Genomic DNA, 25,875 nt, shown 5'->3' with positions numbered 1-25,875 from the left:
GTCGATCAGCTCCAGAAGGCGAACTGCGGCTGGGCCGCGGTGGTGGGCACCGCGAACCCGGCGAGCGGGACCTTCGCGGTCTTGATGTTGCCGCGCACGACGACGGCGCAGTTGAGGTCCTCGGCGTCGTTGAGCTTGACGTCGCCCTTGAGGAACCCGAGGCGGGCGCCGGCGGTGTCGGCCCAGGGGCGGATGACGTCGCGGTCGTCGATGCGGACGGGGAGCCCGGACGGGAAGAACCCGTTCGGGGCGTGGGTGGCGGGGGTGAAGGTGCTCACGTCCAGGACGCCGCTGATGGCCTCGTCGAGGCCGTCGGTGTTGAGCATCCAGGAGAAGTCACCCGTGCCGTACTGCGTGGTCTTCAGACCGGGCATGACGGTGTCCTTTCGGGACGGTGGGAGGGGGTCAGTCCTTCGCCGCTCGGGCCTCGCGCCGCTCCCGCATCAGGTCGGCGATGCTGCTGCCGGCCTTGTCGCTGCGGTCGCGGTTCTTGCCCTGCGTGGGGTCCGGCCGAGGACGCCTGTCCTTGCCGTCGGTGCCGGTGTCGACCTGCCACGGCTCGGTCTCGGCCAGCTTGTCGAGCTGTGCCTTGATCGCGTCGCGGTCGGGCTCACCGTCGTCGCCGACCATGACGGTCGACAGGTCCAGCAGCCGCACTGCGGATGCGGGGGATCGGAACTTCTGCTCGGCGGCGAGGGCGCGTGCCTCGGCGGCGACCAGTCGGGTGTGCGACGCCTGGGTCGCGGTGGTCTCGCCCTCCTTGCGGGCGGCCTCGACGGCCTTCTCCTGCTCGGTGCGGGACTCCTCGACGTGCTTGTCGAACTGCTCGGCCTTGGCCTTCAGGTCGTCGTAGTCGGAGTACTTCTCCCGCTCGCGGGCCAGCCGGGGACCGATGCGGCGGTCGAGCTCCTCTTGGGAGGTGATGGGCTCGAACTGGTCCTTCTTGTCCTTGTCGGCCTTGCCGTCCTTCCCGTCGTCGGGGTCGGGGGCTCCGCCGGCGATGGGGAAGATCGCGCGACCGCTGGGCAGGTACCCGATCGGCTGGATCGGCTGGCCGGCGAAGTAGGCGGCCAGGGCGGGGGGCAGCGACGCCCGCTGGGCTGGGTGCAGGGTTCGGTGCGACATGGGCGGTCCTCCGGTGGAGTGGGCCGACGATGACCCCGTCGGTCCGGTCGTCGTCGTGGCGACCGGCGGGTAGGTGTGGGTGGCGGCTGCTGGGCCGGGAGGCTCAGCCGAGGTAGGCGTGCAGCTTGAGCAGCCGGACTCGCTCGGCGGCGTCGTCGCCGGCGACAGCGAGGATCGACTCGGGCATGAGGCGGATCTGGTTGGTGGCCCGGTAGCGGCGGCCGCGGCTTTTCTCGAGCTGGCCGCGCGCGTTGCCGTAGCGGCCGCGCACGGTGATGCCTTCGCGGGTGAGGTGAACGTCGCGACCGAACACCTGGGCTCGTTCCATGCCGCGGCGGGCGTTGACGACCTGGGCGATGTCGGCGCCGTCGCGGACGGCCTGTGCGCCGGCTGCGGTGAACACCCGGTCCTGCTCGGTGGCGTCGAGGGAGTCGAAGTACGCCTGGGGGCTGGACACCGGGGTGCTGGTCGCGGCGAGGGTGGCGGGGATGTGGGTGCACCTGCAGCGCGGGTGACGCTCGAAAGGTTCGCTCATCAGGTAGCGGCGGCCGGCGAGGATGACGCACCTCGAGCAGGCGCCCGGCTCGACCATGCGGACGTAGTGGGTGACCGCGGGCTCGGCGGCCATCGCGACGCTCTCGAACGCCCGCACGGTGTCGGCGACGATGGTCGCGGCGTAGGCGTCGATGTCGCGCTCGACCTCGGCTAGGGCCTGCGCGAGGTCGCTGTCGCCGAAGTAGAAGAGCTTCGGGTCGACGGGACGGTCCGGGGCTCGCTCGGAGATCTTGTCGGCGCGGTCACGGACGGTGCCGATGCTGCTGGCGAACATCGACGCGCTCGGTCGCCCGTCGCCGGCCCAGCCCGCCAGAGCGGCCGGGTTGATCAGACCGAGCGGGTCGGGAGTGGGGAAGTCGAGCTCGGCGAGGACCTGCTCGACGTAGGCGTCGGCCTCTCGTGCGGCGGCGACCTGCGCGGCGGCGGTGACGGCCAGGACCTTCGGCGCGACGTCGGTGGCGTACTGGTCCTCGAGCTGGGCGGCGGGGTCGAGGCGACGCCACGCTCGACGGACGCCGGCGACGGTGCGGCTGGTCAGACGCGCCACTGCGCGGTCGTGGCGGCGAGCGGCGTCAGGTGCGGTCGGGGTCGGCACCTGGACCGGCATCCGGGTCGGCGCCGAGGTCGAGCAGGCCGCGGGCGATCCCGTCGAGGGTGGCGTCGGAGCGCTCCTCGCGGTCGTCGCGCTCCATGTTGCGGATCTGCACGTTGCTGTAGCCGAGGTCCTTGCGGGCCTGGCGCAGGCTGATGATGCGCTGCTGACGCAGCTTGACCGCGGCGTCGGCCGCCTGGGCCTTGGTGGGCGTGGAGGGGTCCCGGTGCTCGGTCTCGAGGCCGCGCAGCTTGGGGTCGTCGACGCCGGTCTGGAAGCGGCGCACGAGGCGCATGACGTCCTCGAGCGTGCCGGCCTCGGCGGTGTTCTGCCGCTCGCACAGCCTGACGAGGCGGGACTCGTCGGCGCGGATGCCGTCGGCGGAGGGTGGGTTGTCGGACAGCTGGCCGAGGTAGCGCATCGGCAGCCCGGTCAGGCCGGAGACCAGCTGGGCGTAGTGCCCGACGATGGTGACGAAGTTCGACAGCTCGGCGGCGCTGAACTGGTGGAACTTGGCGTCCTTGTTGCCCGTGGCCCAGATCGCGCCGAGGTAGGCCTCCCACTCGGTGAGGATGCGGCCGGTGTTCGGGTCCTTGAAGTCTTCCTTCGAGATGCCGGCAGCGGTCCGCTGCGGCAGGCCCATCACCTCGGTCGCCACCTGCGCGATGGTCAGCGCTCGGGCTGCGGAGTCGGTCAGCCCGATGATCCGCGTCATCATCGAGCGGCCGTAGCGGTCGTGGGTGCGCTGGCCGTTGACGAGCGGGACGACGGGGATGGGGAAGCCGTGCTCGTCGGGGTCTTCCTCGTCGACCCAGCCGGTGCGGTCTGCGCGGAGCCAGTGGGTGCGGCCCTCGGCGTAGTAGGTGGCGCGGCGGATCCGCTTGCCGTCTTCGACGTCGGTGTAGAACCGCGCGACGGCGGTCATCCGGCGGTGGTGGCTGGACCACTCGTGGGTCATCTCGAGGGGGCTCTCGACGGTGACGAGCGGGGTGGCGTCGTCGTCGGGGTTGGTCCCGACGCAGTAGTAGGCGTGGCCGAACACGTTGGCGTCGGTGCGGGCGAGCGGGGACTCGCTGTCCAGGTCGTTGGCCTGCCAGACGGCCCACAGGTTGCTGTCGGCGTTGGACCGGCCGGCGAGGCGGAAGCCCTCGACCTCGCGGCGGTCGACGATGGTGTCCACGAAGGTGCCGGGCCACCCGACGATGGTGACGAACTCGCGGAGGTCGTCGGGCACCGCGATGCCGAGCTGCTGCAGCCGCTGCTCGCCGTCGTAGTAGGCGTCGAGCGCCTCGAAGCCGAGGCGGCGGACCTTGCGGCCCGCGACGGCGTAGCCGCGGGTCTCGCGCGACAGCCTGGCGCGCAGACGACGCAGGGTGGCCTGGTCGTCGCTGGTCAGGGCTGCGCTCTGGGCCACGCGGTCACCTCCGGGGTCGTCAGCCTCGCCCGAAGACGAAGACGGTCTTGTCGGTCTCCTCCTCGACGACGGCGTCCATGACCTCGCACATCGCGGTCACGGCAGCTGAGACGCCGTCGATCTTCTCCGCGGCGCGCGCCTTGTCGGGCTTGACGTTGCCGGAGGGGTCCATGGCCACGGCGAGGTTGTCGACCATCCACCGCATGACGGGGTTGCCGCCGTGGCGGTACCGCTGCCGCAGCGTGAGCCGCAGGATCTCCTTCAGCGGCGCCGACATGGTCGCGAAGCCCTGGCCGACAGGTACGCAGGTCATGCCGTCGTCCTTGAGGCGGCGTACGACGTCGGTCGTTCCCCACCGGTCGAAGCCGAGGGTTTGCACGTCGAAGGTCTCGGCGTCCTTGAGGATCTGGGTGACGATGAAGTCGTTGTCGATGACGTTGCCGGCGGTGAGTGTGAGGCGTCCCTCGCGGACCCACACGGTTGCCTCGCCGGCGGTGCGTCGGTCGAGGTCCTCGAGCCGGTCCTCCGGGAGCCAGAAGCGCCACAGCAGGTCGTGTCCGTCGTTTCCGTCGGGGAAGTCCCAGCACAGGGCCGTGATGTCGTTGACGGAGGCCAGGTCGAGCCCGCCGTGGCACTTGCGGCCCGCGAGGTCGGTCTCGACGACGAGGCCGGCGGAGGCGTCCCACGGCGTGAGCTCGAGGTACTTCGTCTCTTGCTTGGTGCGGATGCCGAGGTGCAGCCGCAGGAACTTCGCGAGGTCGGCGGGTGAGTCCTTGGCCTTCGCGGCCTCCTTGGCCAGGTAGGACCGGGTGGGGGAGATCCCGAACCCGGGGTTGGCCTTGCGCCAGGTCGACTCGGCGAACGGGTCGTCGGTCTTCTCGGCCGCGAACACCACGCCGTAGGTGGTGGAGTCGGTCAGGACCCGTGCGGCGAGCTGCTCGATGCGGTGCCGCTTGCGGGAGTAGATGGTGGCGGGCTTGCCGTCGTCGGCGGTGGTGATTGCCGCCACGAGCGGTTGGTCGCGCGACCCGGTGCCGGTCTCGAGGGTCTCGACCATCTCAGCGGTCTTGTGGATGTGCAGCTCGTCGATGACGGCGCAGTGGATGTTGGCGCCGTGCTGGGCGTCGGCGACGCTCGAGATGGCCTGGAAGTACGACGCGGTCTTCGGGTGGATGATCTTGCCGGCCAGCGCCTTGACGTGGCCCTTGAGCGCCGGCGCCTTGTCGCACATCGCCTTGATGGGCGCGAAGACGAACCCGGCCTGGTCCTTCGTCGTGGCAGCGGCGATGACCTCGGCGCCCTGCTCGCCGTCGGCGGCGGTCATGTAGACCGCGATGCCGCCCAGCGTGGTCGACTTCCCGTTCTTGCGGGGGATGTCGACGTAGAGCTCGCGGATGACCCGGACCCAGCGGTCGGCGTCCTCGTCGAAACGGACCCACCCGAACACGGGCGCCAGGACGTAGGCGACCTGCCACGGGTCCGGCTTCAGCGGGGTGCCCGCCCACTTGCCCTTGGTGTGCCGCAGCAGCCCGAAGACCTTCAGCACCTTGTCGACCCGCTCGGGATCGAACCGGGCGCCCGGGCAGGTCTCGCCCGGTTCGGGGGTCTTGATCAGCGGCGGGCAGTCGGGCAGCGGGATGCCGCGGCTCTGCAGGTACCACGCGACCTCGGGGCTCAGCTTGAGCCGCTGCAGCTCCTCGGCTGAGAGCGGCTCGGGCTCACCCGAAGGGGTTTTCGTCCTCCTCGCCATCGTCGGCCGCCTTCCCCAGCGCCATCTCCGCCGACGGGGTCAGCCCGTAGTGGATGGCCCAGGCGCGTAGTTCCTTGCCGGCGTTGCGGGCGATCGCCACCGACGGGTTGGCCATCTCCTTCTCGGTGACGGTGCCGTCGCGGGTGGTGATGATCATCTGCACGGTCAGGCCACGACGGGTGACGTCTCGCGTCGCGAGGACGTAGGTCGACCAGGTCTCGCAGTACGCCGCGAGGGTGGCCCGGTCTTCCTCCTTGAGCAGGTCGAGGCGCTGCAGCCCGGGGGCGACGCGCTTCCACTCGGCCTTCGCCTCACGCGAGATCCACGTCGGCGGGTTCGGGGCGATCCGTCGGAACGCCGGCGGCGTCTTGACCTTGCGGCCGCCGGAGTCGGTGCCGGCGCCGCGGCCCTTGAGCAGCTGCAGCGCCGCGGGCTGCGCAGGACGACCCACGAGAACCCCCTAGAGAAAATTCGTTCTGAGATCACGTGCGCGGCGCTCCCCCGCGGTCCCTGGAGAAGGGGCCGGGGAGGGGGTCACCCCCCACCCCCGTCGGGGCGTTCCGTCGTGCCGTGCTCGACGTGCATCGGGTGGGGGCACGGCTGCCCGGCCCGGCCGGACGTGGCCTGGTTGCACCGCGGGTGCTCTGGTCCGTGGTGCACGGTCTTGTCGTCGTCGCAGTGGCCGAGTTGCCAGTCGACGCCACGGCGGGCGCCGGTGATGGGGCGCCCGCACCGCCAGCACCGGTAGCTGCGGCCGCCCTCCAGCTGCTGCTGATAGTGGCGACCGACCTGGTCGTGGTGGGCGTCGTAGCCGCGGCGCTGGCGTCGGCCGCGTGCTGCGTCTCGGATGCGCCTGCATCTCGGGCAGCGTCCTGGTCCGTCGTGCAGGAGCTTGCAGTCCGGGCACCGGACCTGCGGAGCGGACGGCATCGGTCAGCTCCTCAACCGAGCGGTCGTCAGCATCCCGCCTGAGCTACCGATGTCGGCGGGGTTCTTCCCGCCGCGCTCGCCGGGCCAGATGCCGAAGACGTCGTGGAAACACTGGCTGGCCATGCGCTCGTGGGTCGCGGTTCCAGTAGTGCTGGAGGGCGTTGTCACCGCCGGTGTCAGCCATCGTCGTCTTGCTGGGCGCAGAGGATGTCTCGCTTCAGGTAGTGACCGCCGGCCTCGAGCAGGCCGAGGCATGAGGTCATGCTGAAGTTGTCGGTCGGCACTGTGTAGCGGATGGCGCGCCCGACCTGACCGTCGTCGCTGACCTCGATGTGCTCGTAGACGACGAGGGCGACGTCGACCAGGACGGGCTTGCCGGCCTGGTCGTTGGCGTACGCCTGGAGGCTGGCGAGCAGCTGCTCGAGCGGTGAGCGCTCGGCCTCGGGATGGTCCGTCATCGCGGCCTCCTCCCTGGACAGGCCCCGGGGTCGAGGCGTCGGTGTGCGGCGTGGTGTGTGCCCTGCCCGGGGGAAGTCACAGGCAGGGAGTCGGCCACGTCGTCATGGCCTCGACCCCGGGGAACTTGGCGGTCTGCGCGCTGCGCGACAGCGTGCTGAAGGAGGTGCCCACCCCGCGTTGCACGCCGACTTCCTGAGACGCCAGAACCCCGGTCGCGAGCCACTGGGCTCGGCCGGGGTTCCGGGGTCTGGGTACACGAAGACCGCTGGCGATATCTAACAGCACACACCCTGAGCCTGGTCGCATGAAGGGGTTCGACACGCCTGTCAGGACTGTCGGTGCCGGGTGCTAGCCATCCGCTCGGCGACCTCGCGCAGCTCGGTCAGGTCGTACTCCGGGACGGTTCCGCCGCGGCCTCTGCCGTACCGGTACGACACCGGCTCCACCAGGTTGCGGCGCTTCCACATGTAGATCGTGGCTGGCGTAATGCCGAGGATGGTTGCTGCCTCGGCCGCGGTGACCTGTTGGCTCAGGTCAGCCATCGGCCCGCGGTATGGCCGGCGGCGCCAGGACCCGCGCCTCTGCTAGCTCGGCCTCGTCGTACCGGTGGGCTGTGCCCTCGATGACGCAGCTGTACTGGTCGCGCTCGCCATAGCGTAGGTCGCAGTCGATGCACCGTACGTCGCTCTCGGCCAGGCCCGCCGACCACTGACGCTGGCGCAGGTCCTCGGCGCGGTACGCCTCGAGCTCGGCGTGCTCGGCCACGTTCAACGCTGCGGGCTGACGGTGACACCCCCACCCAGACAACCGGGCGAGCATCCCACCTGGACAGGTAGGGCCCATCTCGCAGAGCTCGCTGCAGTCACAGCCCGGCGATGACGCCACCTCGCCCGGCTGCGCGCCTGTCGGTGTCGCCTCAGGCCACAGCACGCGAAGCGGGAACGCGAGGTCACTCCAGGCCACGTCGCGGGGCTCACTCGCTGTCTCGTCGTCGCCGGCGAGGATGACAGCGCGCGGCCAGAGGTCGTCGCCACCCTCTTCGTTGAACCAGAGCCAGAGCATGCGGCCGTCGCGGTCGACGACGGCGATCTCGGGTAGGCCGACGTGCTCGTTGACGTACTGCAGCAGTCCCCACACCTCGGTCTCGTCGCTCAGCGCGCTCACCGGGAAGCCTCGTCCGGGTAGGGGTGGCGCCCAGCGTGATCGGGCCGCATCTTGCCGCCCGCGGTCACGCAGTACTCGTCCTCGAGCGCACCGCACCGGGGGCAGAAGCCGTCCGCCTCGCCGCTCACCGCTCGTCAGCCGCCTCGGTCGCGCCGGCCGGGCCGTCGTAGTCGCAGCCGCCCTCTTCTGCACCCAAGGCGTGTGATCGGCCCGACTCGACGCCACAGCGGGGACAGGACTCCTGGGTCTCTCTCCAGGGCCGGCCGCCGCCCGGCTCGACGTACAGCTCGCCGCCGGTCTTGCGGCCCATGATCCAGCCGATGTGCTGGCCGTGTTCGTCGACGACGCCGGCGAGCAGCTGGCTGTAGGCCCCAGTAGCGCTTGCGGGGACGACTGGCCGGCGAAGTCGCCAGCGGAGCAAGCGGAAGGCGGCGAGGATGTCTCCGCGGAACCGGACGCCCGTGGGTGGGACATCGTCGATGTGCCAGGACCAGTTGCTCAGGCCCGACGGTGTTGCAGCCTCGAGGCGTGGACCTTCCCAGTCGTCGGGGACGGGCGCTCGGGAGACGTGCAGGGCGAGGACGCGGTCGGTGACGTACTGCTCGTCGTCGTAGCTGAAGGTGGCCAGGGTGGGCCAGTCGATCGGCTCCAGCTCACCCACGAGCTCGCAGTGCTCGCAGGTGCAGGCGTGCACCTCGGGCGTGGGAACGAGGGTGCGCCAGTCGAGCTGGGTCACGGCTGGCAGGTCCGGCTCGCTGGCGGCGGTTGTGGTCTCGTCGCTCACTGGTCGACCTCCGTGTTGTTGCGGTGGTTCTGCAGCTGGGAGACGGCGGCTCGTGCAGTGGCCTCGTCGAGACCCACCTGCCCGCGCAGCGCCCGGTAGTAGGCGGCGTCGAGGTCGGCGACCGCGACGGACTCGAGGACGTGCATCGCGTGAGCCCGCGCGGCGGCCGGGGTCCACTGCCCGAGCCGCTGGTCGCCGTCGACCGCCACGGTGATGAAGGGCTCGAGCTTCGGGTTGACCCCGGGCGTGAGCCGGATGGGGTAGGTGACGTTGGGCGCGACCGACGCGCGGTCGCCGCGCAGCAGGTTGACGACACCGGCCGCGTGCTCGAGCGCGGCCTGCTCGCCCTGCTCGGCGGCTAGCGCCTGGGTCTGGCGTCCGACGGCGGCGTCGTGCTCGGCCTGGGCTGCGACCGCGGTCACCGCGGCCGCGTAGCGCATGGCCTGGGGCGGCTTGAACGCCCGGGCGCGGTCTTCGCCTGCGCTGACGGTGACGACGTAGCCGCCGGTGTCGTGGTCGACGTCGGTGCGCACCCAGACGGTGTCGCGGTCGGCGGTCTCGGTGGGTGTGTCGGGGGTGGTGGTCATGCTCAGCCTTCCCAGTGGGTGATGCGGATGGCGCCGGCGGGCGGGTGGGGTGCGTCGCTGAAGGTGACCCACCACTCGGAGGGTCGCTCGGCGTCGACGCAGTAGCAGCTGGGCGTAGCGTCGCCGTGGTCCTCGACCCAGTCGGCGGTGTGCTTGCAGATCTCGGCGTCGCCGCAGTCGGCCCGGTGCTCAAGGAGCTCGCAGTCGCCGCGGTGCTCGCGGAACAGGCCCCACCTGCGGGTGACGGATCCGACCTCGACGTCGAAGGCGAGAGCGTTCGTCGCCGCCTCCTGCATGTCGGCGGCGGTGATGTCGCCTAGCGCGATCGCGCCGGCGTCCCTGTCCTCGCCCAGCAGCGCGAGCTGGACGCCGTTGGGCTGCAGCTCGAAGGTCGGGCGCAGCTGCTCGAACGTCATGGGCGGTGCGCTGAAGACGGGAGCGGTGCGGTTGACGTGGACCAGCCCCTCGGTGTGAGCAACGGGTTTGAGGCGCCCGTCGACGATCGCCAGTCCGAGGGGGACGTCCTCGGTCCAGTCGTCGCCGAGGAGGTCGATGCCTTCGTCGAGCGCGAGGCTGAAGGGGCAGTCGCGGAGGTCGATGCCAAAGTCCCGGCACAGCTTGCTGTGCAGGATGTAGACGGTCTCCCCGTCGCTGGCGGCGCGGCCGAGGTGGAAGAGGGGATGCCGGCGGGCGCCGACGATGCGCTGTATGTCCTCGGCGGGGACGAGATTGGTCATGGTGGGGTCCTCTCGTGGGTGGGCGTGGACGGATAGCGGTCAGGCGTCGATGACGCCGACGGCGACGGCGTCGGCCATCGCGCGGGCCTCGCGGTCGGCGCGGCAGTCGGCGTTCAGGCAGCGGTAGGGCAGGGCCACGCGGCTGGCGCCGGCGCGAGAGCAGACGATCGCGATGCCGCCGCTGGTCATCTGGTCGCCGCAGCTGGGGCAGGTCGTGAGCTCGTGCCTGGCTGCCTTGGCGAGCTGGTCGGCGTACTCGTTGTGCTCGTAGCCGGCGTGGCCCTTGACCCAGGCGAAGCGCACTTCGCCGGCGCGCAGCTCGATCTCGGTGACGATCTGCTCCCACAGGTCGGCGTTGGCGACGCGTCGGTACTTCACGCGGGCCCAGTTCGGCCACCATTCGGTGGCGCCCTTGACGACGTACTCGCTGTCGGAGACGACCAGGAGCAGGCCAGGGAGCGCCTGGATGGCTTCGAGGGCGGCCTGGAGCTCCATGCGCTGGTTGGTGGTGCCGTGAGCGGACCCGGAGGCGCAGTGGCCCTCGGTGGTGACCCAGGCCCAGCCGCCCGGGCCGACGCGGCCCGTGGATGAGCCGTCGGTGTACACCGTGGTGTACGGGTGAGGCGTGTCAACGGTGGGTGGCGGGGGCAGTTGCTCGGTCATGGGAGACCGCCCCTGGTGCTGCCGGGCCGGGGTCGGTAGTCGTCGCGGGTGATGGCGCCGTGCCGAATGGCGGAGGGGATGTGCCCGAAGTGGTAGTACTCGCCGCAGCGGTAGACGTTCATGTGCTGACCGGGGTTCAGCCGCCGGGCGACCTTCTTCGCCGCCCGGCGGGTGGTGAAGCGGCGCTTTCCGCAGACGGGGCAGGAAGTGCCGGTGTTGCCGGTCTGGCGGGGCTGGCGGGTCACTGGTCGGCTCCGCGGATGAGGATCTCGGTGGCGACGAGGCCGCCGCGGTGGGACCGCTCGGCGAGGCCGTTGCGGACGAGCTCCCCGCGGTAGGTGGAGAAGGTGCCGCCGGTGGTCGCGATGCCGGCCGCTTCGCCAAGCTCGTCGTTGCTTAGGGGTGTGGGGTAGGCCTCGATGAGCGCGTCGAGCATCTTGGCGGCGCCGGCTCGGAGGATGCTGCGGTAGTGGTCCTGGAGCTCGGGCGCGGTCATGGGGTCGGGTCGACCGCCGAGGTAGTCGAAGCCAGCCTCGGTGAGGGTGAAGCCGGCGTGGTCCTCATCGATGAAGCCCAGGCGCCGGATCTCGCCGAGGTAGGTCGACCAGGTGCCGCCGGTGGTCTTGAGGCCTGCGACCGTGCCCCACTGGCCCTTGGTCAGCCGGAGCGGGTGCATGCGGCCGAGCGTCTCGACCATGCGACGTGCGCCGGCCCTGAGCGTGACGTCGCCGGCGCGTGGTGGGCGTTCGCGCTGTCGCTGGGCAAGGCGCGGCTCGGCGCCGGCTGTCCTTGGGGCCGGCGGCACCGGCGCGGCCTCGGTGGCGCGCGGCGCAGGCGGGACGAGCCCGACGAGCTGGGTGCCGATCTCCTCGAGGGTGTCGCGCAACGCGATCGCGTGCTCGCGGAACTGCTGCAGGAGCTCGTCGGTGACCGCGGGCACCTCGACGTGCTCGACGTCGGGCTCGGCATCGCGGAGCTGCTCGACCTCGCGCTCGAGCTGCGCGATGCGGCGGCGCAGCTCGCGGGGGTCGTCGGCCTTGGCGCGTTCGACGGTGGCGGTGATCTGCTCGCCGAGTGCGGCGAGGTCGACGTCGGCAAGGCGCTGCGGGGTGACGCGTTTCTCGCCGGGCTTGGGGGTGGCGGAGGAGTCGAAGGTGCGGCGTGCGCGGACGTGGACGCGTTGCAGCACGTCGAGCCACCCGGGTGACCAGACCCACGCGTCGCCGACCTGCAGGCTCGGCAGTGACGCCTTGACCTGGCGGGCCTGGTCGTCGTCGGCGTGGAGGCGGACCCACTCGTCGATCGCGGCGACGTCGCGCACGCCGGTCATGCCGAGCGCGACGAGGACCTCGGCCTGGGTGAGGACGTCCTTGTTGAGCACGGCGGGCCGCTGGGTGATGAGGGTGACGCCGATGCCGCGGGCGCGGCCGCGGCGGACGAGGTCCTCCATGGCGCCGAGCAGGCGGGCGCCGTCGGCCTGTGGCCGCTGGGGCGCGAAGGCGTCGGCCTCGTCGACGATGACGTGAAGGGCTTCGCGGTTGCGGTGGTAGAGCCGCTCAACGAACGGGCCCATGAAGCGGCGTGAGGCGGACTTCGACAGCGACGACAGGTCGATGACCGCGGACATGCGGCGGTCGACGACGACGTCGGCGATGAGGTCGCCGGCCTTCTCCTCGAGGGGGACGTCGGCGTGGTCGCCGCCGAATATGACGACGGGCAGCCCCTCGCCGGCACCGTCGGCGCTGGAGCGGATGCCCCACCAGACGCCGACGGGGTCGAGCACGACGACGGGGATGCCGGCGCCGATCATCTCCTCGGCCATGACGACGGCGGTGTTCGTCTTGCCCTTGCCGCGCTTGGCGAGGATGGCGAAGGTCTCGGTGACGGCCTCGAGGGGGAGGTCGAGGTCGGGCGCGATGCTCAGCTGCTGGTCGGTCATGCGCCGTGCCACCAGCCGGCCGGCCGCGCGTCGGGCGAGCAGGCGCTGCAGAGGTACCTCTCAACCCACCAGCAGGGCGGGTCGCAGGCCGCGTCATCGGTGCAGCCGCAGCTCTTGCAGACGCGGATGCCGGCGTCGGCGAGCTTGCCCTTGGCGTTGGGCCACCAGGGCTTGACGGCCCACAGCAGGGCCATGAACCACGCGATCCGACGCCACGGCCGGTGCGACGGCTCGTCGCAGCGGTCCGCGCGCACGACGCACCTGAGGACTCCGAAGTCAGCGCGGGTCGGCGCCGGGCAGCCGCTGAGAGACGGGCGCCTCATCGGAGGAGTCCTGCTCGTCGCAGCGCGTCGTGTGGCGTCCTGGAGACGGGGCGCACCTGCTGCAGCGCCGCGATCGAGGGGTCGCGGCGGAGTTCTGCCCACTCCTGCGGGGTGGGTTCACGCAGCTCGGTCGGCGGGGTGCCGACGAAGATGCTGACGCAGGAGCACCCCCAGCAGACGGTGGCGTGGCCGTCCCCGGGTGGCTGGCCGTGACCGGGGGTTGCGTTGGAGGTGGCGTTGTTGGCCCGACCGCAGACGCGGCACGGGAGCTCGAGAGCGTGGGTGGTCATGGGGGTCTCCTAGTTGGCGTCGTTGCGGATGACGGCTTCCCAGCAAGGGCCACAGGCGGTGCCGGCGACCTTCGGGACGCCGCGGTGGTCGCAGAGGGATCGGGCGGCCTTTGCGAGGGGGTGGGTGTCGCCGAAGTAGGGCTTGGTGGTGGCGCCCTTGGGGCGGCCGACGGGTCGGGCGACAGGGTTGGCGGCTTGCCGGTCGGCGGCGCGTTGCGCGCGGATCAGCTCGTTGCCGTACGTCGCGGAGAAGTGGCCGTTGCGGATGGCTTCCTGGTCGGCCGTGGGGAGCTGCAGCAGGTCGAGGCGGCTACGCACGTAGGCGACGGAGCGACCGTTGCGGGCCGCGATGGTCTCGACGGAGTGACCGCCGGCGCGGAGGCTGGCGAAGGCGCGGGCCTCCTCGACTGGGTCGAGGCCGGCGCGCTGGCCGTTGGCGACGAGCATGGCGATGAGCTCGTCGTCGGGCAGCATGTCGCGGCGTACGACGCAGGGCACGCGCTGCAGGCCCGCGAGGCGGGCGGCGGCGTGGCGGCGGTGGCCGTCGACGATCTGGAACCCGCCGCCCGGGATGTCCTGGACGAGGATCGGGTGGAGCAGTCCGATGGCGCGGATGCTCGAGGCGAGCTCCTCGATGCCGGCGAAGACCTTGCGGGGGTTGTTCGGCGAGGTGCGGATCCGGTCGATGTCGAACATGGCGAGGCCCTTGATGACCCTGCCCTCGGTTGGACTCATGAGGTCGGTGCCTTCCTGGCGTCGGTGGGTCGCTGGTCGAGGTGGGTGCAGGCGGGGCACCGACAGAAGTCGGCGGGCAGGTCGGTCTCGACGCACCGCTCGGCATCGGTCGCGGGTCGCCCGACGACCTGGTCGGCTGGGCCGGCGTGGCGGGCACGCTGGGCCTGGTCGAGGCGCTGACGGATGGCGGCGTCGACGTCGGGGCGGGCTTGGGCGGTCGCGATCTTCTTGCTGAGGCGGGCCAGGCGGCGCTTGCGTGACTGGACATCGGCGTTGGCGGCGTAGATGTGCTTGCTGACCTGGGCGCCGACGCCGCTGCGCTGGCCGAGCCAGACCCAGGAGCCGCGGCCGATGCCGGCGCTCATGAGCCACGTGTGGCGGAAGGCGACGGGGTTGCGGTGGCACTCGCAGTAGCCGTCGTCGCAGACGCAGGCCTCGTGCTGGGCCGCGCCGAGTGGCTTGTCGCAGCGGATGGTCCAGGTGCGCCACTCGATGACGAGGGTGTCGAGGTTGCAGAACGGGCAGGTGGCGCCCGGCAGGCGGCTGCGGTCGGTGCCCTCGACGATGACGTCGACGTCGAGCACGAGCTCCTCGATGACCTCGAGGACGCGGGCGAGCGGTCGGACCTGGTCGATCAGGGCGACGAGGACCGCGGTCTGCTCGACGGTCGCTGCGGTGCCCGCGTCGGCTGCCAGTAGACGCCGGTCGGCGGGCCAGGTGCGCAGGTGCTTGCGCAGGGCTGCGTTGAGGCTGCGCAGTCGCCGGCCGACCTGGTCGTCGACTGACATGGCGGTGACGTTGCCGGGGGCGTCGGTGGCGCCGTGGCCGTTGGGGACGTCGATGCCGAGGCGGGCGCAGATGTCGACGAGCTCGGCGCGGGCGGCGACGTCGTCGGCGTGCTGCTCGGCTCGGGCCTGCTTGGCCTCCATGGTGAGGAACCCGAGGCCGCGTTGGCGGCTGTCGACGAGGTGGTGGAGCAGCGTGGCCTCGCCGGCGAGGAGCCGTAGCGTGGCGGCGGTCTCGGCCTGGAGCATGCCGGTCGGCAGCTGGATCCGCTCGAGGAAGCGCTCGTGGCGGGTCTGGTCCTCGTGTGCCGCGGTGATGCGAGCGATCGTCGTCATCGTCGACGGCCCAGCTCGCTGGCCAGCTGGGCCCAGAGGTCGCGCTCCTTGCGGAGCTCGTCGATGCGCAGGTCTCGGACTCGCTCGGCCTCGACGGTGTCGGAGGGCGACAGGTCGGGGTCGACGGGTGCGGTGCCCAGCCGGAGGATGGCGTTGTCGCAACGGACGGTTTCGCTGCGGCAGTGCTTGAGGTACTCGCGGTCGTCGTCGGTGAGCGGCATCAGGCGGTCCTCCGGATGAGCTGGCGGGCTTCGTCGGTGTGGCGCTTCTTCGCCTCGGGGCTGGCGGCCTGGGCATCGCGGTCGCGACGGGCCTGCTCGTCGGCGACGCGGTCGGCCGCGCGCTTCTCCGCGGCCGCGGCCTTCCGGGCTGCGGCCTCGAGCTGGCGAGGGGTGGTGCCGCACGAGCGGCAGGGACGCAGCCCGCGGCAGCTGGCGCAGCTCGGTGTCGAGGCGGCGCTCCCCCCGCTGGCGGGGGGATGGGGGGGAAGTGGTTCATCTGGTTCATGGGTTCTGTGGGACACAGATGTCCCCCCGTGACCGGGTTCCTGTCCTGCCGTCTGTCCCCCCGTGTGTCCTGCCGTGCGTCCCCCCGTGGCGGGTGGGGCGGGCGGGGCGTCGGGGTCGTCGCGGGGGGACACATGTGTCTCGTCGTGACCCTGAGGACGGGGGGACAGGTTGTCCTGCCGCGCTTCCGGGGCCCCGGCGGCGGCGCCGGTGTGCTGCAACGCGGCCTGCTCGGCGTCCCAAGAGCTGTCGCCGGCCTTCGCGGCCGCGGCCCAGCGGGCCCGGGTGGCCTCGGTCATCGCCAGGTCGTAGACGACTGGTCGACGGTCGCCGCGGCCGCTGACGATGCTCTGGTCGCCGCGGCGGATGAACCCGTCGGCGATGAGACGTCGCTGGTAGCGGCCGATGCTCCGCACGTCGCACTCGAGGTACTCGGCGAGCGTCTCGCGCTTGCAGAAGCTGTTACGGCCGTCCTTGTGGGCGTGGTCGGCCATGGCGACCAGCAGGAACTTGCGGGCGGTGTCGCCGACGCCCTTCTCGCCGGCCTCGGAGCCGACGTTGAGGGCCCAGGTGGTGGCCTGGTGGCTCACGGGGCGGGGTCTCCTTCCGGGAGGTGGCGGCACTGGTGCACGGGCTGCCAGGGCATGGCGTAGGCCTCTTGCTCGGCCTCCTGCCGGCTGCACCGCCGGCGGATCATGAGGTCTTCGACGAGGTCGCGCAGCAGCCACGCGCGGCGGCCCTCGACGGGGTAGGCGGCGACGCCGATGTGGGTGCGGCCGTCGACCTGACGCTGCTCGAACGGGCGTGTCCGGTGGGGGGCGTGGGGGTCGGAGAGCATGTCGACCGGCCGGTGGCAGTCGTCGCACCGGATCGGGCCCGAGCCGCGACGCCGGCGACGTCCCCGCGGCGGGGTCACCGGCGGCCTCGAGCAGCAGCGACCGCAGCGCGCAGCGCGACGTCGTGCGCGGCCCGCACGTGCGTGGTGCTAGGCCACCGCGCAAGGTCGCTGGCTGCGGCCTTGAGGGCCTTGCGGGCCTTGGTGGGCACGTCGGACCAGCACGACGAGCAGAACGGGTTGCCGTCGCGGACGAGCTCGCGCTTCGCGGGGGCGGAGCAGGCAGCGCATCTCGGGGCGCAGGTCGGGGTCCTCACGTGTCACCGCCCGCTGGAGGGCGCATCGGCGCGTCGGGGGCGCCGGCGGTGTCGGGGCAGCGGAACCACGGCGGGTGGAAGCACGCGACGTCGATCTTGACCTGGACGACGCTGTAGGCGGTCGACCAGTGCTCGGCGTCGGGGTGCGTACCGCGGCGCAGCACCCGGGCGCGTGGCTTGCTGGTCGGTCGGTGGCCGCTGGCCAGCGTGACGAGTCGGAGGCTGGCCAGGGCGCTGACGACGTCGGCGCCGAAGTCGCGGGGGCGCGGGTCGACGACGGGTCCGGCGGGGCCGTCGACCTGCTGGCGGTGCTCGAGCAGGATCCCGCGGGTGCCGGTGGCGATGGGCTCGTTGCGTGGGGTGTGCTGGGCGAGGCCGCGGCGCAGCCGGCAGGCGACGCAGGAGCACTGGGGATGGACGTGGGTCATGGGGTCGCGCCTCCGGTGGTCTCGCGTAGCCAGGTCTCGATGTCGTCGGCGAGACGGCGGCCGTCTTCTCGAGCGGCGCCGCGGCTGCCGCACGTCGCGAAGTGGGGCATGGCGCGGGCCCAGGACGGGTCGAAGGAGCAGTCCCTCGACAGGACCTCGCAGACGAGATCTCGACCGTGCATCCGGGCGCCGACGTTGCCGTCGGGGTGCGGCTCGAGATCGAGGGGCATGAGCTTGCCGCCGCGGCCGCGGTCGGTCGCGACGGTCCGAGCGAACACGATGACCCTGTTGCAGGCGCGGCACCGGTGCCGTCGACCGGGGAGCTTGCCGTCGACGAGCCAGGTGCGGGCACCGCTCGACCCGCTGCCGGGGTTGTCGTTCGTCCGTCCGGTCATCACCCTGGGCTCCGCTCAACGACGGGCACGGCGGGCAGCGCAGGCATGCCGAGAGCGCGGCGTGCGGCGTTGGCGACGCGGCGCACCTCGACGGCTGCCCATCGCGACCAGGTGGCGGGCGGGTCGTCGAGCTGGGGCACCGCGTCGGGGTGCTCAGGCGCCCACACCATGAGCGAGGCGGTGCGCTGGTCGAAGCCGGCCGCCATCAGCTCGAGCACGCGCGCGAGCTCGTGGTCGCCGTAGCAGTTGCAGGTGGGGGTGGGAGTGGGGGCGGTGCTCACCGGGGCCCCCCGAGCTGCCGGCGTACGGCGGGCAGGTCGCGCACCGCGAGCAGGGCCTCGCGGTGCCGTCGGCCGTCGTCGGGGCCGACGATCGCGTTGTCCTCGAGCTGCTGCAGCAGCACGCGAGCGCGCGGGGCGCCGATCGGGAACTTGCCGCGCAGGTCGGCGACGTTGACCCGGCCGCGGCGGATCGCGAACTGGGCGGCTGAGAGCAGCAGAGGGTCCTGCTCGAGCGGTGCGTCGGTCACTGCCACCACCGTCCGTAGCCGTAGGTGCAGAACACGCCGGCGCCGAGGATCGCGGCGACCATGACGACGCCGCACAGCGCGCGGCCCAGCTCGTAGACGTCCATCAGTCCTCCGGGCCGGTGTCGGGGGCGATGCTCAGGAAGGTGTCGACGCCGTCGAGGGCGAGGCCGACGCTGGTGCGCGCGAACTGCTCGGCGGTGCGGGTCGCGAGGGCGGGGTCGACGACGTACGCCGACAGCGAGAGGCGTACGCCGCTCACGACGCGGCCTCGCCGTCTTGGCCGAGCGCGCCCCCGAGGACCTCGGCCAGAGGCTTGTTGCCGCGCTTGTCCCAGGCCTCGTCCACGGAGCTACGCAGCCGCTGGTCGACGTCGCTGAACGGGTGGCCGGCCTCGACGAGCAGCTCGAGGTACCGCTTCGCCTCACCGACCCGGTGGTCGCTCGCCCTCGTGAGGTTCTCGTCGGCGGGGACGGTGAGCGCGACGATCAGTGCACGGGTCAGCGTGCCGCGTGTACACGTCGCCATCCCGTCGAGGTGCTGACGAAGCTTCATGAGCATCTGGTTGCTCGAGCCCGTGCGAGCCAGGGCGGCCTCGTTGTAGCCGTTGATGAACGTCCACCGGTCAGCGGACGCGATCTCCATCGCGTCCTGGTAGCGCGTTAGAGCGGTGCCGTAGAGGTCAGCGACGCGGGTCGGCAGCAGTACACGCACCAGGTCGGCAACCGCGTCGGGGAGGTGTGTGTCGGTGCCCACGAGGTCGAGCAGGGTCTGCAGCCGAACGTCGGCCGCAGCGTCGTCAGCCGCAGTGGCATCCTCCTGCGCCCTGCGAGCCGCATCCCGGGCCTCCTCCTCGACCCGGTCCTGCTCGGCGGCCTCGGCATCGTGCTTCGCGACGTCGAGGCACACCGGGGTCACCGCCGGGTCGGTCCACTCGTCGGCCGCGGTCTTCACGTAGCCCAGGCACCCGTCGTGGTCGGACCACTCCACGGAGAAGGTCGCCGTCAGGCGCCGGGCGCTCTTCATCGACCAGATGTGCTCGTACTCGCCGAGCTCGTGCTGGCGGGCGCCGGCGGCGAGCAGCTCGGCCTCCTGCTCGGCGACCTCACGCTCGGCCTTGGCGCGGCGGCGCTCGCGCTGGATCTGCTGGCGCAGGTTGAACCCGTCGCCGCTGGCGGCGCGTTCGAGGCGCTTGGTGGCGGCTGGGTCGTCGGCGAACTCGGTGACCGCGGCCGCGTCCTCGAGGCGCAGCTGGCCGGCGTGGACCTTCTTCCGCGTCGACGGCTGCAGCTTGAGCAGCTTGAGCCGGGAGCGCACGGTCTTGACGTCGCGACCGACCTTCTCCGCGATCGCCTTCTGCGTGTGCCCCATCAGCGTCAGCTGGTGGTAGCCCTCGGCCTCCTCGATCGGGGTGAGGTCCGCGCGGTGCAGGTTCTCGACGAGCATCGCCTCGAGCTGCGTGGCGTCGGTGGAGAGATCCCAGCGCACGAACGCGGGGACGGTCTGGAGCTTGGCCTTCTTCGCGGCGTCGATGCGGCGGTGGCCCGCGATGAGGATCCACTTACCGGCCTCGTGGGGGTGGGGCGCCACGGTGATGGCCTGCAGCAGGCCCTGGGCGCGCACCGACGCGACCATGTCGGGGTCGGCGACCGCGCGGTGGCGCGGGTTGCTCGGGTGCTTCACGACGTCGACGAGCCGGGGCTGCGCGAACGGCGTATCGGGCGACGGGTCGGTGCCGGGGGTCGAGGTCGGCGCCGCGGCGGGCGCCGGCTTGGCGGCCGCTTGCCTCGGTCGGGCGCTCGACGTCTTCTTGGCCGGTGTCGAGGCCTTCGAGCCGCTGGTTGACGCCTTCGGGCTGGGCGTTGAGGCCTTGGCTGGGGTCGTCATGCCTGTCCCCCGACCGCGCCGTCGGCGGGCTGGTCAGCGACGCCGCCTACCAGCAGGCGCGTGCAGGCTGCGGCCACGGCACCGCCCTGACTGACGCCGGAGGGTGGAGGGGGCAGCAGGCCGAGACGGCCGGCGACGAGGGTCAGCAGCGACACGGTGACGGGCTGCCACGTGTCGGGCTGGTAGTCGCGGCAGCTGGCCAGGGCCGGGACGTCGTCGTGGTCGACGTCGACGAGGATCTGGTCGCTGAGCTGGGACCAGGTCTGGTGGACCAGGGCGTCGTAGTGCGCGAGGACCCGTGCGAGCGCCACGGCCTGGTCGTTGTCGAGCTCGATGGTCAGCTGACCGTAGGAACGGCGTACGACGCGGGGGGCGGGCGGCCTGGGGTGGGGCGCGGCCTGGGGTCGGCTGCTCGCGGTGGTGTGGGTGGTCATGGGGGTCTCCTTCGGTGGGTGCGCAGCGGGGTGGGCGGTCGCTGTGGCGCGGTGGTGTGGGGCCGTCCGGGTCCTCGTGTCGGGGGGATCAGCGGGGACCCGGACGGCGGCTCTAGGGGGGCGGCGTCACCGCCTGCAGTCGTGGCTCGGGGTGCGCACGCCCGATGGCCTCTCCAGGTGCAGCCCGCCGGGCCTCCAGCGGGTGCCGGCCCGGTCCACCGGGCTGCACAGGCAGCGGGCGTGCGCACGTCGCAGGTGTGGTCACCGGAACAACCCGCCAGTCACTCCATGCAGGTAGCGCCGTGTCCGGTCCCACCACGGCTCGGTTCGTGACACAGAGGCGGGTGGGCGCGACTCGGGGTTCGGCTCGGGGTTCGGCTCGGGGTTCGGCTCGGGGCCTGGCTCGCGTGACGGGTGGTACGTAGTGCTCGTGTCGCGGCGCGGGATGGGCGCGTGCACGGGCCGGTCAGCGGGGAAGTCGGCGTCGCCGTCCTGCACCAGGTTGCCGTCTGAGCGCTCTCGGTCGAGCAGCCCGAAGACGACGCGCGGCGGCTGGCCGGGGTCGGTGTCCCGCAGCGGGAAGACGAAGCCAACGGTGGCTGCGATCCAGCGCCCGGAGTACCGCGAGCAGAACGTGCGGTTGCCGTGGTGGCGGTTCGTGCACTCGCAGTACGCGAGCGGGTCGTACTCGACGAGGAGCACGGTGTCGCCGTGCTGGAAGCCGCGGTCGTTGACGCGGACCTCGTAGGGCTTCCAGCCGGCCCAGGCCTCGCCGAAGAAGCGCGGGTTGGTCTTCAGGACGTGGGTGGCCTCGGGGACGTGCTCGGTGGCCATCATCGCCGGCCCTCGCTGCTGAGGATCGCGATCAGCGCACAGACGAACACCAGCAGTCCGAGCACCCCGATGGCGACGAGCCCGGTCACGACGCCCACCGCTCGAGCTCGTGGAGGTCGCTGCACACCAGTCGGCAGTCGCCGCACAGGCCGTCGGTGAGCCCGGACTCGATCGAGCACCTGGTGCAGGCGCCGGTCTCGCCCCGACCACACTGGAAGGCGTCGATGGTGCCGTCGCGCTGGGCGCGGAAGTAGCACGCGCTGCACAGACCGCGGCCGCCGCGGCGGCGCACGCCGAGTCGTCCGAGGTCCCGCCGCTGCTCCGGGCTGAGGTTGCCCCAGCGCCCGGTGTCCCAGACCAGCAGGAAGCCACATCCCGCCAGGCACTCGGGCAGCTCGCCGAGTTCGTTGACCTGCCCGCGCACGTCCTCTCGGCGCGCGTCGACCGACTCGATTGACATCAGGTCGGCCGCGGCGTTCTCGAGCGCTCTCATGCCGAGGCCTCCGCTGCGCCCTGAGACCGCTGGTAGGCGAGCTCGTCGATGACGCCGGCGTCGAAGAGACGAGCGCCAGTGGCGCCGGCCATCTCGACGGCGACGGGCACCTTGCCGGCGGACACCCAGCGGTTGAAGGTCGCCCGGTTGACCCCGAGAACCTCCGCCGCCTGCGCAGACCCGATCAACGGGGCGGTCTTATGCATGTGCGCAAACCTAGGCACGGTCTAGAACTCTGCGCAAGTATCCGCATGCGGCGAGTCGCGGTGTCTTGCACAAACTTGCGCAGGCGCGGCATCATGGGCGCATGACCACGCAGCCAGCGAGAGGCCTTGTCCCCGAGTTCACCCTCGGTGATCGCCTTCGCAAGGCCCGCGAGCACGCGGGCTACGAGCAGGGACCGTTCGCCGCGCTACTCGGCGTCTCGCGCGGGACCGTCAGCAACTACGAGCGCGAGCTCGGCACGCGCGGTCCCAAGCCGATCGTGCTGGACCAGTGGGCCGCGAAGACGGGTGTCAGCCTGCAGTGGCTGACGACGGGACACGACGACGGCCAGAACGCGAAGAGCGCCGCCCCGGGTGGCGGGACGACGCTCTTGCCGGTCGGTGACCGTGTGCTGCGCGCCTGTAGGGATTCGAACCCCAAACCTTCTGATCCGTAGTCAGATGCTCTATCCGTTGAGCTACAGGCGCCCATCCACATTGCTGCGGACCCGAGAACCTTAGCCGACCTGGTGGGTGGGGTCGAAATCGGGCGGCGCCGGTTCACGTGTCACCGGGTCTCGAGGCTCGTCGCCCAGGGGCTCCTCGCACCTCGACCAGCCCGGGCGGCGCGGATGGTCTCGACAAGCTCGACCCACGAGGCGACCGGGCTCGACCAGCGAGGCGGACGGTCTCGGCAGGCTCGGTCGACTGGCGGTGTGAGGCAGGCCACACCCCCTGGATCGATCCAATAGCCGAGGTCACGGGGGCGACGTACATTCGCCAGCACCCTTCGGGCGCGGGCTCGTTACTGCCGGGTACGGGGGGTCCCACGCGGGCGCATGCAACGGTGCGGCACCCGGCAACAGACACACCTGCCGAGACTGCTCAAGAGGGGCTGGCATGACTGCAACGTCGGACATCACCACCGGAGCGCCCACCACGCACCAGGGCATCCTCGACTTCGTCGCCGAGGTCGCCGCGATGACCAAGCCCGACCGCGTCCACTGGTGCACGGGCTCCGACGAGGAGTGGGTCGAGCTCACCGACTCCCTCGTCGCCACCGGCACCTTCACCCGGCTCGACGAGTCCAAGAAGCCCAACTCCTTCCACGCCGCGTCCGACCCGATCGACGTCGCCCGCGTCGAGGACCGCACCTACATCTGCAGCCGCGACGAGCGCGACGCGGGGCCCACCAACAACTGGATGGACCCCGAGGAGATGAAGGGCATCATGCGCGGCCTCTACGACGGCTGCATGCAGGGCCGCACGATGTACGTCGTGCCCTTCGTCATGGGCCACCTCGAGGCCGAGAACCCGATGTTCGGCGTCGAGCTGACCGACTCGGCGTACGTCGTCGCCAGCATGCGCGTGATGGCCCGCATGGGCAGCCACGTGCTGGAGAAGATGACCGAGACCGACGCGCCGTTCGTGCCGTGCCTGCACTCGGTGGGCCACCCGCTCGCCGAGGGCGAGGCCGACGTGGCGTGGCCGTGCAACGAGACCAAGTACATCGTGCAGTTCCCCGAGGAGCGCGCGATCTGGTCGTTCGGCTCCGGCTACGGCGGCAACGCCCTGCTCGGCAAGAAGTGCTACGCGCTGCGCATCGCCTCCGCCGTCGCCCGGGACGAGGGCTGGATGGCCGAGCACATGCTGATCCTCAAGCTCACCAGCCCGCAGGGCGTGACCAAGTACGTCGCCGCGGCCTTCCCGTCGGCGTGCGGCAAGACCAACCTCGCGATGCTCGAGCCGACCATCTCCGGCTGGAAGGTCGAGGCCATCGGCGACGACATCGCCTGGATGCGCATCGGTGACGACGGCCGGCTGTGGGCGGTCAACCCGGAGTACGGCTTCTTCGGCGTCGCCCCCGGCACCAACGAGCACACCAACCCCAACGCGATGAAGACCATCAACAAGGGCAACTCGGTCTTCACCAACGTCGCGCTGACCGAGGACGGCGACGTGTGGTGGGAGGGCCTCGAGAACCCGCCCGCCCACGCCACCTCGTGGAAGGGCGAGCCCTGGACGCCCGAGAGCGAGGAGCTCTCGAGCCATCCCAACAGCCGCTACTGCACCCCGATCAAGCAGTGCGACATGCTCGCCCCCGAGTACGACGACCCGCGCGGCGTCCCGATCGACGCCATCCTCTTCGGCGGTCGCCGCAAGACGACGATCCCGCTGGTGACCGAGGCCCGCGACTGGACCCACGGCACCTTCATGGGCGCCACGCTGTCGAGCGAGACCACCGCGGCCGCCGTCGGCGCGGTCGGCGTCGTGCGTCGCGACCCGATGGCGATGCTGCCCTTCATCGGCTACAACGCCGGCGACTACTTCGGTCACTGGGTCAACATGGGCAAGGAGAACGACGCGGCCAAGATGCCGCGGATCTTCTACGTCAACTGGTTCCGCCGCGACGACGAGGGCGGCTTCCTGTGGCCCGGGTTCGGCGAGAACTCCCGCGTGCTCAAGTGGATCATCGAGCGCATCGACGGGCAGGCCGAGGCCGTCGAGACCCCCATCGGCCACGTGCCGACGCCGGGCTCCCTCGACGTCGAGGGCCTCGACATGACGCCCGAGCAGCTCGAGGCGGCCCTCGCGGTCGACGCCGAGGAGTGGAAGGCGGAGATCCCGCAGATCACCGAGTGGTTCGGGAAGTTCGGCGACGACCTGCCGACCGTGCTCTGGACCGAGCTCGACGGTCTCAAGGCGCGCTTGGGTCAGTGAGCAGGCACTTCCTGCATCGGCCATCATGGCCGACATGAGTGCGGAGGACGGAGTCGAGGAGCCCGCACCCGACGCCCTCGTCGCTGCTCCGCCGGACCCCCGGCAGCTCCGTGACGACCTGGCCGGGCCCGCCGGCCGGCTCTTCGCCGAGGCGGTCGAGGCCGGCGGTATCGAGCCCGACGACCCCCGCGTCCAGCCCGGCGGCGCCGACCACGCCTCGCTGCTCACGCTGAGCGCGCTCGGCCTGCTCCGGCAGGACGGCGACTCCGCCTGGCTGCCCACCGACCCCTCGACGGTGCAGACGTGGCTCGTCGCGCCGCTGACCCGCGAGGTGCAGCGGCTGCTGGAGGAGAGCCGCGCCTGGGCCGAGACCCTCGACACCCTCGGCCAGACCTACCGCACCGTCGGCACCGGCGAGGAGGGGCTGACGCAGCTGCGCGGCCTCGACACCGTCAACGGCTTCCTCGAGTCGGCCGTCGAGGACGCCCGCATGGAGATCCTCACCGCGCACCCCGCCGGGGCCCGGCGGGCCAGCGTGCAGGCCATGGCGAGGTCGCGCGACGTACGCGCCCTCCAGCGCGGCGTCCGCCTGCGCACCCTCTACCAGCACACCGCGCGCCACAGCCGCTCGATGCGCGAGTACGTCGACGCGATGCGCGAGGTCGGCGCCGAGATCCGCACCCTCGACGAGTTCTTCAACCGGCTCATCGTCATCGACCGGCGGCTCGCGCTGATTCCCGGCGACGTGCCGGAGTCGGCGGTGCTGATCCACGACCGCCGGGTCGTCGCCTACCTCGTCGACGTCTTCGAGCGCTCCTGGGAGCGCGGGCGCGACTACGACCACGAGACCCGCAGCACCAAGGGACAGATCGCCGAGGAGGTGCGGCAGCTGACGGTGAGGATGCTCGCCGAGGGCCACAGCGACTCCGCCAGCGCCAAGCGGGTCGGCGTCAGCACCCGCACCTACGCCTCCTACGTGGCGGCGCTCAAGGCCGAGTTCGGCGTCGACACCCGCTTCCAGCTCGGGCTGGCCATGGGTCGGGCCGACGACACCGCCCTGCCCGACGACCCACCCGCGGCGTACGACGCAGAACGGCCCGGCGGCGACGCCTGAGGCGTCGCGGCCGG

At 71.7% G+C, this 25,875-nt stretch carries 36 protein-coding genes and 1 tRNA gene; 3 read left to right on the top strand and 34 right to left on the bottom strand.

The genetic code is table 11. The annotated features are described in order from the left end of the window. Positions 1-5: 5 nt before the first annotated feature. The 33 genes from ACYU8I_RS01280 to ACYU8I_RS01120 all read right to left on the bottom strand — a co-directional run bounded on the left by ACYU8I_RS01280 (position 6) and on the right by ACYU8I_RS01120 (position 22,029). On the bottom strand, positions 6-374 hold the full coding sequence (locus ACYU8I_RS01280) for a hypothetical protein (RefSeq protein ID WP_460836516.1): 369 nt from the start codon (positions 372-374) through the stop codon (positions 6-8). Positions 375-405: 31 nt separating this feature from the next. Continuing rightward, positions 406-1,125, bottom strand: a complete 720-nt coding sequence (locus ACYU8I_RS01275) for a hypothetical protein (protein ID WP_460836515.1) — start codon at positions 1,123-1,125, stop codon at positions 406-408. A gap of 103 nt (positions 1,126-1,228) precedes the next feature. Beyond that, the gene (locus ACYU8I_RS01270) at positions 1,229-2,227 is read right to left on the bottom strand and encodes a hypothetical protein (protein ID WP_460836514.1); all 999 of its coding nucleotides are present in this window, start codon (positions 2,225-2,227) and stop codon (positions 1,229-1,231) included. A gap of 25 nt (positions 2,228-2,252) precedes the next feature. Further along, positions 2,253-3,686 carry a phage portal protein gene (locus tag ACYU8I_RS01265; protein WP_460836513.1) on the bottom strand — a complete coding sequence of 478 codons (1,434 nt, stop codon included), beginning with the start codon at positions 3,684-3,686 and terminating at the stop codon, positions 2,253-2,255. 19 nt (positions 3,687-3,705) lie between these two features. Continuing rightward, a complete protein-coding gene (locus ACYU8I_RS01260; protein WP_460836511.1) occupies positions 3,706-5,436 on the bottom strand; it encodes a terminase large subunit in 1,731 nt (576 codons plus the stop codon). Continuing rightward, positions 5,405-5,887 carry a phage terminase small subunit P27 family gene (locus ACYU8I_RS01255; protein WP_460836510.1) on the bottom strand — a complete coding sequence of 161 codons (483 nt, stop codon included), beginning with the start codon at positions 5,885-5,887 and terminating at the stop codon, positions 5,405-5,407. The genes ACYU8I_RS01260 and ACYU8I_RS01255 overlap by 32 nt, the downstream gene beginning before the upstream one ends. Before the next feature lie 655 nt (positions 5,888-6,542). After that, positions 6,543-6,824, bottom strand: coding sequence for a hypothetical protein (locus ACYU8I_RS01250; RefSeq protein WP_460836509.1), 282 nt, complete (start codon positions 6,822-6,824; stop codon positions 6,543-6,545). Between the two features lie 327 nt (positions 6,825-7,151). Then, positions 7,152-7,367 (bottom strand): hypothetical protein, encoded by a 216-nt coding sequence (locus ACYU8I_RS01245; protein WP_460836508.1) that lies wholly within the window; start codon positions 7,365-7,367, stop codon positions 7,152-7,154. Then, complete coding sequence (locus ACYU8I_RS01240) at positions 7,360-7,989, bottom strand: hypothetical protein (RefSeq protein ID WP_460836507.1); 630 nt, start codon at positions 7,987-7,989, stop codon at positions 7,360-7,362. The genes ACYU8I_RS01245 and ACYU8I_RS01240 overlap by 8 nt, the downstream gene beginning before the upstream one ends. Positions 7,990-8,113: 124 nt before the next feature. Further along, entirely contained in the window at positions 8,114-8,773 is a 660-nt protein-coding gene (locus ACYU8I_RS01235) for a hypothetical protein (protein WP_460836505.1), read from the bottom strand. After that, entirely contained in the window at positions 8,770-9,360 is a 591-nt protein-coding gene (locus ACYU8I_RS01230) for a hypothetical protein (RefSeq protein WP_460836504.1), read from the bottom strand. The genes ACYU8I_RS01235 and ACYU8I_RS01230 overlap by 4 nt, the downstream gene beginning before the upstream one ends. A gap of 2 nt (positions 9,361-9,362) precedes the next feature. Then, entirely contained in the window at positions 9,363-10,097 is a 735-nt protein-coding gene (locus tag ACYU8I_RS01225; protein ID WP_460836503.1) for a hypothetical protein, read from the bottom strand. 39 nt (positions 10,098-10,136) lie between these two features. After that, the gene (locus ACYU8I_RS01220) at positions 10,137-10,703 is read right to left on the bottom strand and encodes a ribonuclease H family protein (protein WP_460836502.1); all 567 of its coding nucleotides are present in this window, start codon (positions 10,701-10,703) and stop codon (positions 10,137-10,139) included. A 53-nt stretch (positions 10,704-10,756) separates the two neighbouring features. Then, complete coding sequence (locus ACYU8I_RS01215; protein WP_460836501.1) at positions 10,757-11,005, bottom strand: hypothetical protein; 249 nt, start codon at positions 11,003-11,005, stop codon at positions 10,757-10,759. Beyond that, positions 11,002-12,699, bottom strand: coding sequence for an ATP-binding protein (locus ACYU8I_RS01210; protein WP_460836500.1), 1,698 nt, complete (start codon positions 12,697-12,699; stop codon positions 11,002-11,004). Before ACYU8I_RS01210 ends, ACYU8I_RS01215 begins: the two co-directional genes overlap by 4 nt. Then, positions 12,696-12,953: a hypothetical protein gene (locus ACYU8I_RS01205; RefSeq protein ID WP_460836499.1), complete on the bottom strand. Its 258-nt coding sequence runs from the start codon at positions 12,951-12,953 to the stop codon at positions 12,696-12,698. Before ACYU8I_RS01205 ends, ACYU8I_RS01210 begins: the two co-directional genes overlap by 4 nt. 65 nt (positions 12,954-13,018) lie before the next feature. After that, complete coding sequence (locus ACYU8I_RS01200; protein WP_460836498.1) at positions 13,019-13,312, bottom strand: hypothetical protein; 294 nt, start codon at positions 13,310-13,312, stop codon at positions 13,019-13,021. 9 nt (positions 13,313-13,321) lie between these two features. Then, positions 13,322-14,047 carry a ParB/RepB/Spo0J family partition protein gene (locus tag ACYU8I_RS01195; RefSeq protein WP_460836497.1) on the bottom strand — a complete coding sequence of 242 codons (726 nt, stop codon included), beginning with the start codon at positions 14,045-14,047 and terminating at the stop codon, positions 13,322-13,324. Continuing rightward, the gene (locus tag ACYU8I_RS01190; RefSeq protein ID WP_460836496.1) at positions 14,044-15,168 is read right to left on the bottom strand and encodes a hypothetical protein; all 1,125 of its coding nucleotides are present in this window, start codon (positions 15,166-15,168) and stop codon (positions 14,044-14,046) included. Before ACYU8I_RS01190 ends, ACYU8I_RS01195 begins: the two co-directional genes overlap by 4 nt. Next, positions 15,165-15,389 (bottom strand): hypothetical protein, encoded by a 225-nt coding sequence (locus ACYU8I_RS01185; RefSeq protein WP_460836495.1) that lies wholly within the window; start codon positions 15,387-15,389, stop codon positions 15,165-15,167. Before ACYU8I_RS01185 ends, ACYU8I_RS01190 begins: the two co-directional genes overlap by 4 nt. Next, the gene (locus ACYU8I_RS01180; RefSeq protein WP_460836494.1) at positions 15,389-16,264 is read right to left on the bottom strand and encodes a helix-turn-helix domain-containing protein; all 876 of its coding nucleotides are present in this window, start codon (positions 16,262-16,264) and stop codon (positions 15,389-15,391) included. Before ACYU8I_RS01180 ends, ACYU8I_RS01185 begins: the two co-directional genes overlap by 1 nt. Beyond that, the gene (locus ACYU8I_RS01175) at positions 16,261-16,590 is read right to left on the bottom strand and encodes a hypothetical protein (protein ID WP_460836493.1); all 330 of its coding nucleotides are present in this window, start codon (positions 16,588-16,590) and stop codon (positions 16,261-16,263) included. Before ACYU8I_RS01175 ends, ACYU8I_RS01180 begins: the two co-directional genes overlap by 4 nt. Beyond that, entirely contained in the window at positions 16,587-16,826 is a 240-nt protein-coding gene (locus ACYU8I_RS01170; RefSeq protein ID WP_460836492.1) for a hypothetical protein, read from the bottom strand. The genes ACYU8I_RS01175 and ACYU8I_RS01170 overlap by 4 nt, the downstream gene beginning before the upstream one ends. Further along, positions 16,823-17,254, bottom strand: coding sequence for a hypothetical protein (locus ACYU8I_RS01165; RefSeq protein ID WP_460836491.1), 432 nt, complete (start codon positions 17,252-17,254; stop codon positions 16,823-16,825). The genes ACYU8I_RS01170 and ACYU8I_RS01165 overlap by 4 nt, the downstream gene beginning before the upstream one ends. Further along, on the bottom strand, positions 17,251-17,649 hold the full coding sequence (locus ACYU8I_RS01160) for a hypothetical protein (RefSeq protein WP_460836490.1): 399 nt from the start codon (positions 17,647-17,649) through the stop codon (positions 17,251-17,253). The genes ACYU8I_RS01165 and ACYU8I_RS01160 overlap by 4 nt, the downstream gene beginning before the upstream one ends. Further along, positions 17,649-17,930 carry a hypothetical protein gene (locus ACYU8I_RS01155; protein ID WP_460836488.1) on the bottom strand — a complete coding sequence of 94 codons (282 nt, stop codon included), beginning with the start codon at positions 17,928-17,930 and terminating at the stop codon, positions 17,649-17,651. Before ACYU8I_RS01155 ends, ACYU8I_RS01160 begins: the two co-directional genes overlap by 1 nt. Further along, a complete protein-coding gene (locus ACYU8I_RS01150; RefSeq protein WP_460836487.1) occupies positions 17,927-18,178 on the bottom strand; it encodes a DNA translocase FtsK in 252 nt (83 codons plus the stop codon). The genes ACYU8I_RS01155 and ACYU8I_RS01150 overlap by 4 nt, the downstream gene beginning before the upstream one ends. A gap of 103 nt (positions 18,179-18,281) precedes the next feature. Beyond that, the gene (locus ACYU8I_RS01145) at positions 18,282-18,437 is read right to left on the bottom strand and encodes a hypothetical protein (protein WP_460836485.1); all 156 of its coding nucleotides are present in this window, start codon (positions 18,435-18,437) and stop codon (positions 18,282-18,284) included. Then, complete coding sequence (locus tag ACYU8I_RS01140; protein WP_460836484.1) at positions 18,434-20,062, bottom strand: ParB/RepB/Spo0J family partition protein; 1,629 nt, start codon at positions 20,060-20,062, stop codon at positions 18,434-18,436. Before ACYU8I_RS01140 ends, ACYU8I_RS01145 begins: the two co-directional genes overlap by 4 nt. Continuing rightward, positions 20,059-20,496 carry a hypothetical protein gene (locus tag ACYU8I_RS01135; protein ID WP_460836483.1) on the bottom strand — a complete coding sequence of 146 codons (438 nt, stop codon included), beginning with the start codon at positions 20,494-20,496 and terminating at the stop codon, positions 20,059-20,061. The genes ACYU8I_RS01140 and ACYU8I_RS01135 overlap by 4 nt, the downstream gene beginning before the upstream one ends. A gap of 261 nt (positions 20,497-20,757) precedes the next feature. Then, positions 20,758-21,333, bottom strand: a complete 576-nt coding sequence (locus tag ACYU8I_RS01130) for a DUF3850 domain-containing protein (RefSeq protein WP_460836482.1) — start codon at positions 21,331-21,333, stop codon at positions 20,758-20,760. An 82-nt stretch (positions 21,334-21,415) separates the two neighbouring features. Continuing rightward, positions 21,416-21,823: a hypothetical protein gene (locus ACYU8I_RS01125; RefSeq protein ID WP_460836481.1), complete on the bottom strand. Its 408-nt coding sequence runs from the start codon at positions 21,821-21,823 to the stop codon at positions 21,416-21,418. Then, positions 21,820-22,029, bottom strand: a complete 210-nt coding sequence (locus ACYU8I_RS01120; protein ID WP_460836480.1) for a MerR family transcriptional regulator — start codon at positions 22,027-22,029, stop codon at positions 21,820-21,822. The genes ACYU8I_RS01125 and ACYU8I_RS01120 overlap by 4 nt, the downstream gene beginning before the upstream one ends. Positions 22,030-22,130: 101 nt before the next feature. Here ACYU8I_RS01120 and ACYU8I_RS01115 point away from each other — a divergent pair, with 101 nt between their 5' ends. Next, positions 22,131-22,484 carry a helix-turn-helix domain-containing protein gene (locus ACYU8I_RS01115; RefSeq protein WP_460836598.1) on the top strand — a complete coding sequence of 118 codons (354 nt, stop codon included), beginning with the start codon at positions 22,131-22,133 and terminating at the stop codon, positions 22,482-22,484. On the opposite strand, the gene ACYU8I_RS01110 is transcribed toward ACYU8I_RS01115, so the two are convergent. Beyond that, positions 22,443-22,515 (bottom strand) — tRNA-Arg (locus ACYU8I_RS01110). The two genes, ACYU8I_RS01115 and ACYU8I_RS01110, sit on opposite strands and share 42 nt — an antisense overlap. Before the next feature lie 411 nt (positions 22,516-22,926). On the opposite strand from ACYU8I_RS01110, the gene ACYU8I_RS01105 reads away from it, so the two are divergent. Then, a complete protein-coding gene (locus tag ACYU8I_RS01105; protein ID WP_460836479.1) occupies positions 22,927-24,747 on the top strand; it encodes a phosphoenolpyruvate carboxykinase (GTP) in 1,821 nt (606 codons plus the stop codon). Positions 24,748-24,781: 34 nt separating this feature from the next. Beyond that, complete coding sequence (locus ACYU8I_RS01100) at positions 24,782-25,861, top strand: LuxR family transcriptional regulator (RefSeq protein ID WP_460836478.1); 1,080 nt, start codon at positions 24,782-24,784, stop codon at positions 25,859-25,861. Positions 25,862-25,875: the final 14 nt, after the last annotated feature.

Source organism: Nocardioides marmoraquaticus (assembly GCF_054777915.1).
This window is presented reverse-complemented; position numbering and strand designations above follow the sequence as displayed.

What these genes read in the sequence shown, in the direction of transcription:
- ACYU8I_RS01280 (WP_460836516.1), bottom strand. Translation starts at nt 374, where the DNA reads ATGCCCGGTCTGAAGACCACGCAGTACGGCACGGGTGACTTCTCCTGG.
- ACYU8I_RS01275 (WP_460836515.1), bottom strand. Translation starts at nt 1,125, where the DNA reads ATGTCGCACCGAACCCTGCACCCAGCCCAGCGGGCGTCGCTGCCCCCC.
- ACYU8I_RS01260 (WP_460836511.1), bottom strand. Translation starts at nt 5,436, where the DNA reads ATGGCGAGGAGGACGAAAACCCCTTCGGGTGAGCCCGAGCCGCTCTCA.
- ACYU8I_RS01250 (WP_460836509.1), bottom strand. Translation starts at nt 6,824, where the DNA reads ATGACGGACCATCCCGAGGCCGAGCGCTCACCGCTCGAGCAGCTGCTC.
- ACYU8I_RS01245 (WP_460836508.1), bottom strand. Translation starts at nt 7,367, where the DNA reads ATGGCTGACCTGAGCCAACAGGTCACCGCGGCCGAGGCAGCAACCATC.
- ACYU8I_RS01230 (WP_460836504.1), bottom strand. Translation starts at nt 9,360, where the DNA reads ATGACCACCACCCCCGACACACCCACCGAGACCGCCGACCGCGACACC.
- ACYU8I_RS01225 (WP_460836503.1), bottom strand. Translation starts at nt 10,097, where the DNA reads ATGACCAATCTCGTCCCCGCCGAGGACATACAGCGCATCGTCGGCGCC.
- ACYU8I_RS01210 (WP_460836500.1), bottom strand. Translation starts at nt 12,699, where the DNA reads ATGACCGACCAGCAGCTGAGCATCGCGCCCGACCTCGACCTCCCCCTC.
- ACYU8I_RS01200 (WP_460836498.1), bottom strand. Translation starts at nt 13,312, where the DNA reads ATGACCACCCACGCTCTCGAGCTCCCGTGCCGCGTCTGCGGTCGGGCC.
- ACYU8I_RS01195 (WP_460836497.1), bottom strand. Translation starts at nt 14,047, where the DNA reads ATGAGTCCAACCGAGGGCAGGGTCATCAAGGGCCTCGCCATGTTCGAC.
- ACYU8I_RS01190 (WP_460836496.1), bottom strand. Translation starts at nt 15,168, where the DNA reads ATGACGACGATCGCTCGCATCACCGCGGCACACGAGGACCAGACCCGC.
- ACYU8I_RS01185 (WP_460836495.1), bottom strand. Translation starts at nt 15,389, where the DNA reads ATGCCGCTCACCGACGACGACCGCGAGTACCTCAAGCACTGCCGCAGC.
- ACYU8I_RS01165 (WP_460836491.1), bottom strand. Translation starts at nt 17,254, where the DNA reads ATGACCCACGTCCATCCCCAGTGCTCCTGCGTCGCCTGCCGGCTGCGC.
- ACYU8I_RS01160 (WP_460836490.1), bottom strand. Translation starts at nt 17,649, where the DNA reads ATGACCGGACGGACGAACGACAACCCCGGCAGCGGGTCGAGCGGTGCC.
- ACYU8I_RS01140 (WP_460836484.1), bottom strand. Translation starts at nt 20,062, where the DNA reads ATGACGACCCCAGCCAAGGCCTCAACGCCCAGCCCGAAGGCGTCAACC.
- ACYU8I_RS01135 (WP_460836483.1), bottom strand. Translation starts at nt 20,496, where the DNA reads ATGACCACCCACACCACCGCGAGCAGCCGACCCCAGGCCGCGCCCCAC.
- ACYU8I_RS01130 (WP_460836482.1), bottom strand. Translation starts at nt 21,333, where the DNA reads ATGATGGCCACCGAGCACGTCCCCGAGGCCACCCACGTCCTGAAGACC.
- ACYU8I_RS01125 (WP_460836481.1), bottom strand. Translation starts at nt 21,823, where the DNA reads ATGAGAGCGCTCGAGAACGCCGCGGCCGACCTGATGTCAATCGAGTCG.
- ACYU8I_RS01120 (WP_460836480.1), bottom strand. Translation starts at nt 22,029, where the DNA reads ATGCATAAGACCGCCCCGTTGATCGGGTCTGCGCAGGCGGCGGAGGTT.
- ACYU8I_RS01115 (WP_460836598.1), top strand. Translation starts at nt 22,131, where the DNA reads ATGACCACGCAGCCAGCGAGAGGCCTTGTCCCCGAGTTCACCCTCGGT.
- ACYU8I_RS01105 (WP_460836479.1), top strand. Translation starts at nt 22,927, where the DNA reads ATGACTGCAACGTCGGACATCACCACCGGAGCGCCCACCACGCACCAG.
- ACYU8I_RS01100 (WP_460836478.1), top strand. Translation starts at nt 24,782, where the DNA reads ATGAGTGCGGAGGACGGAGTCGAGGAGCCCGCACCCGACGCCCTCGTC.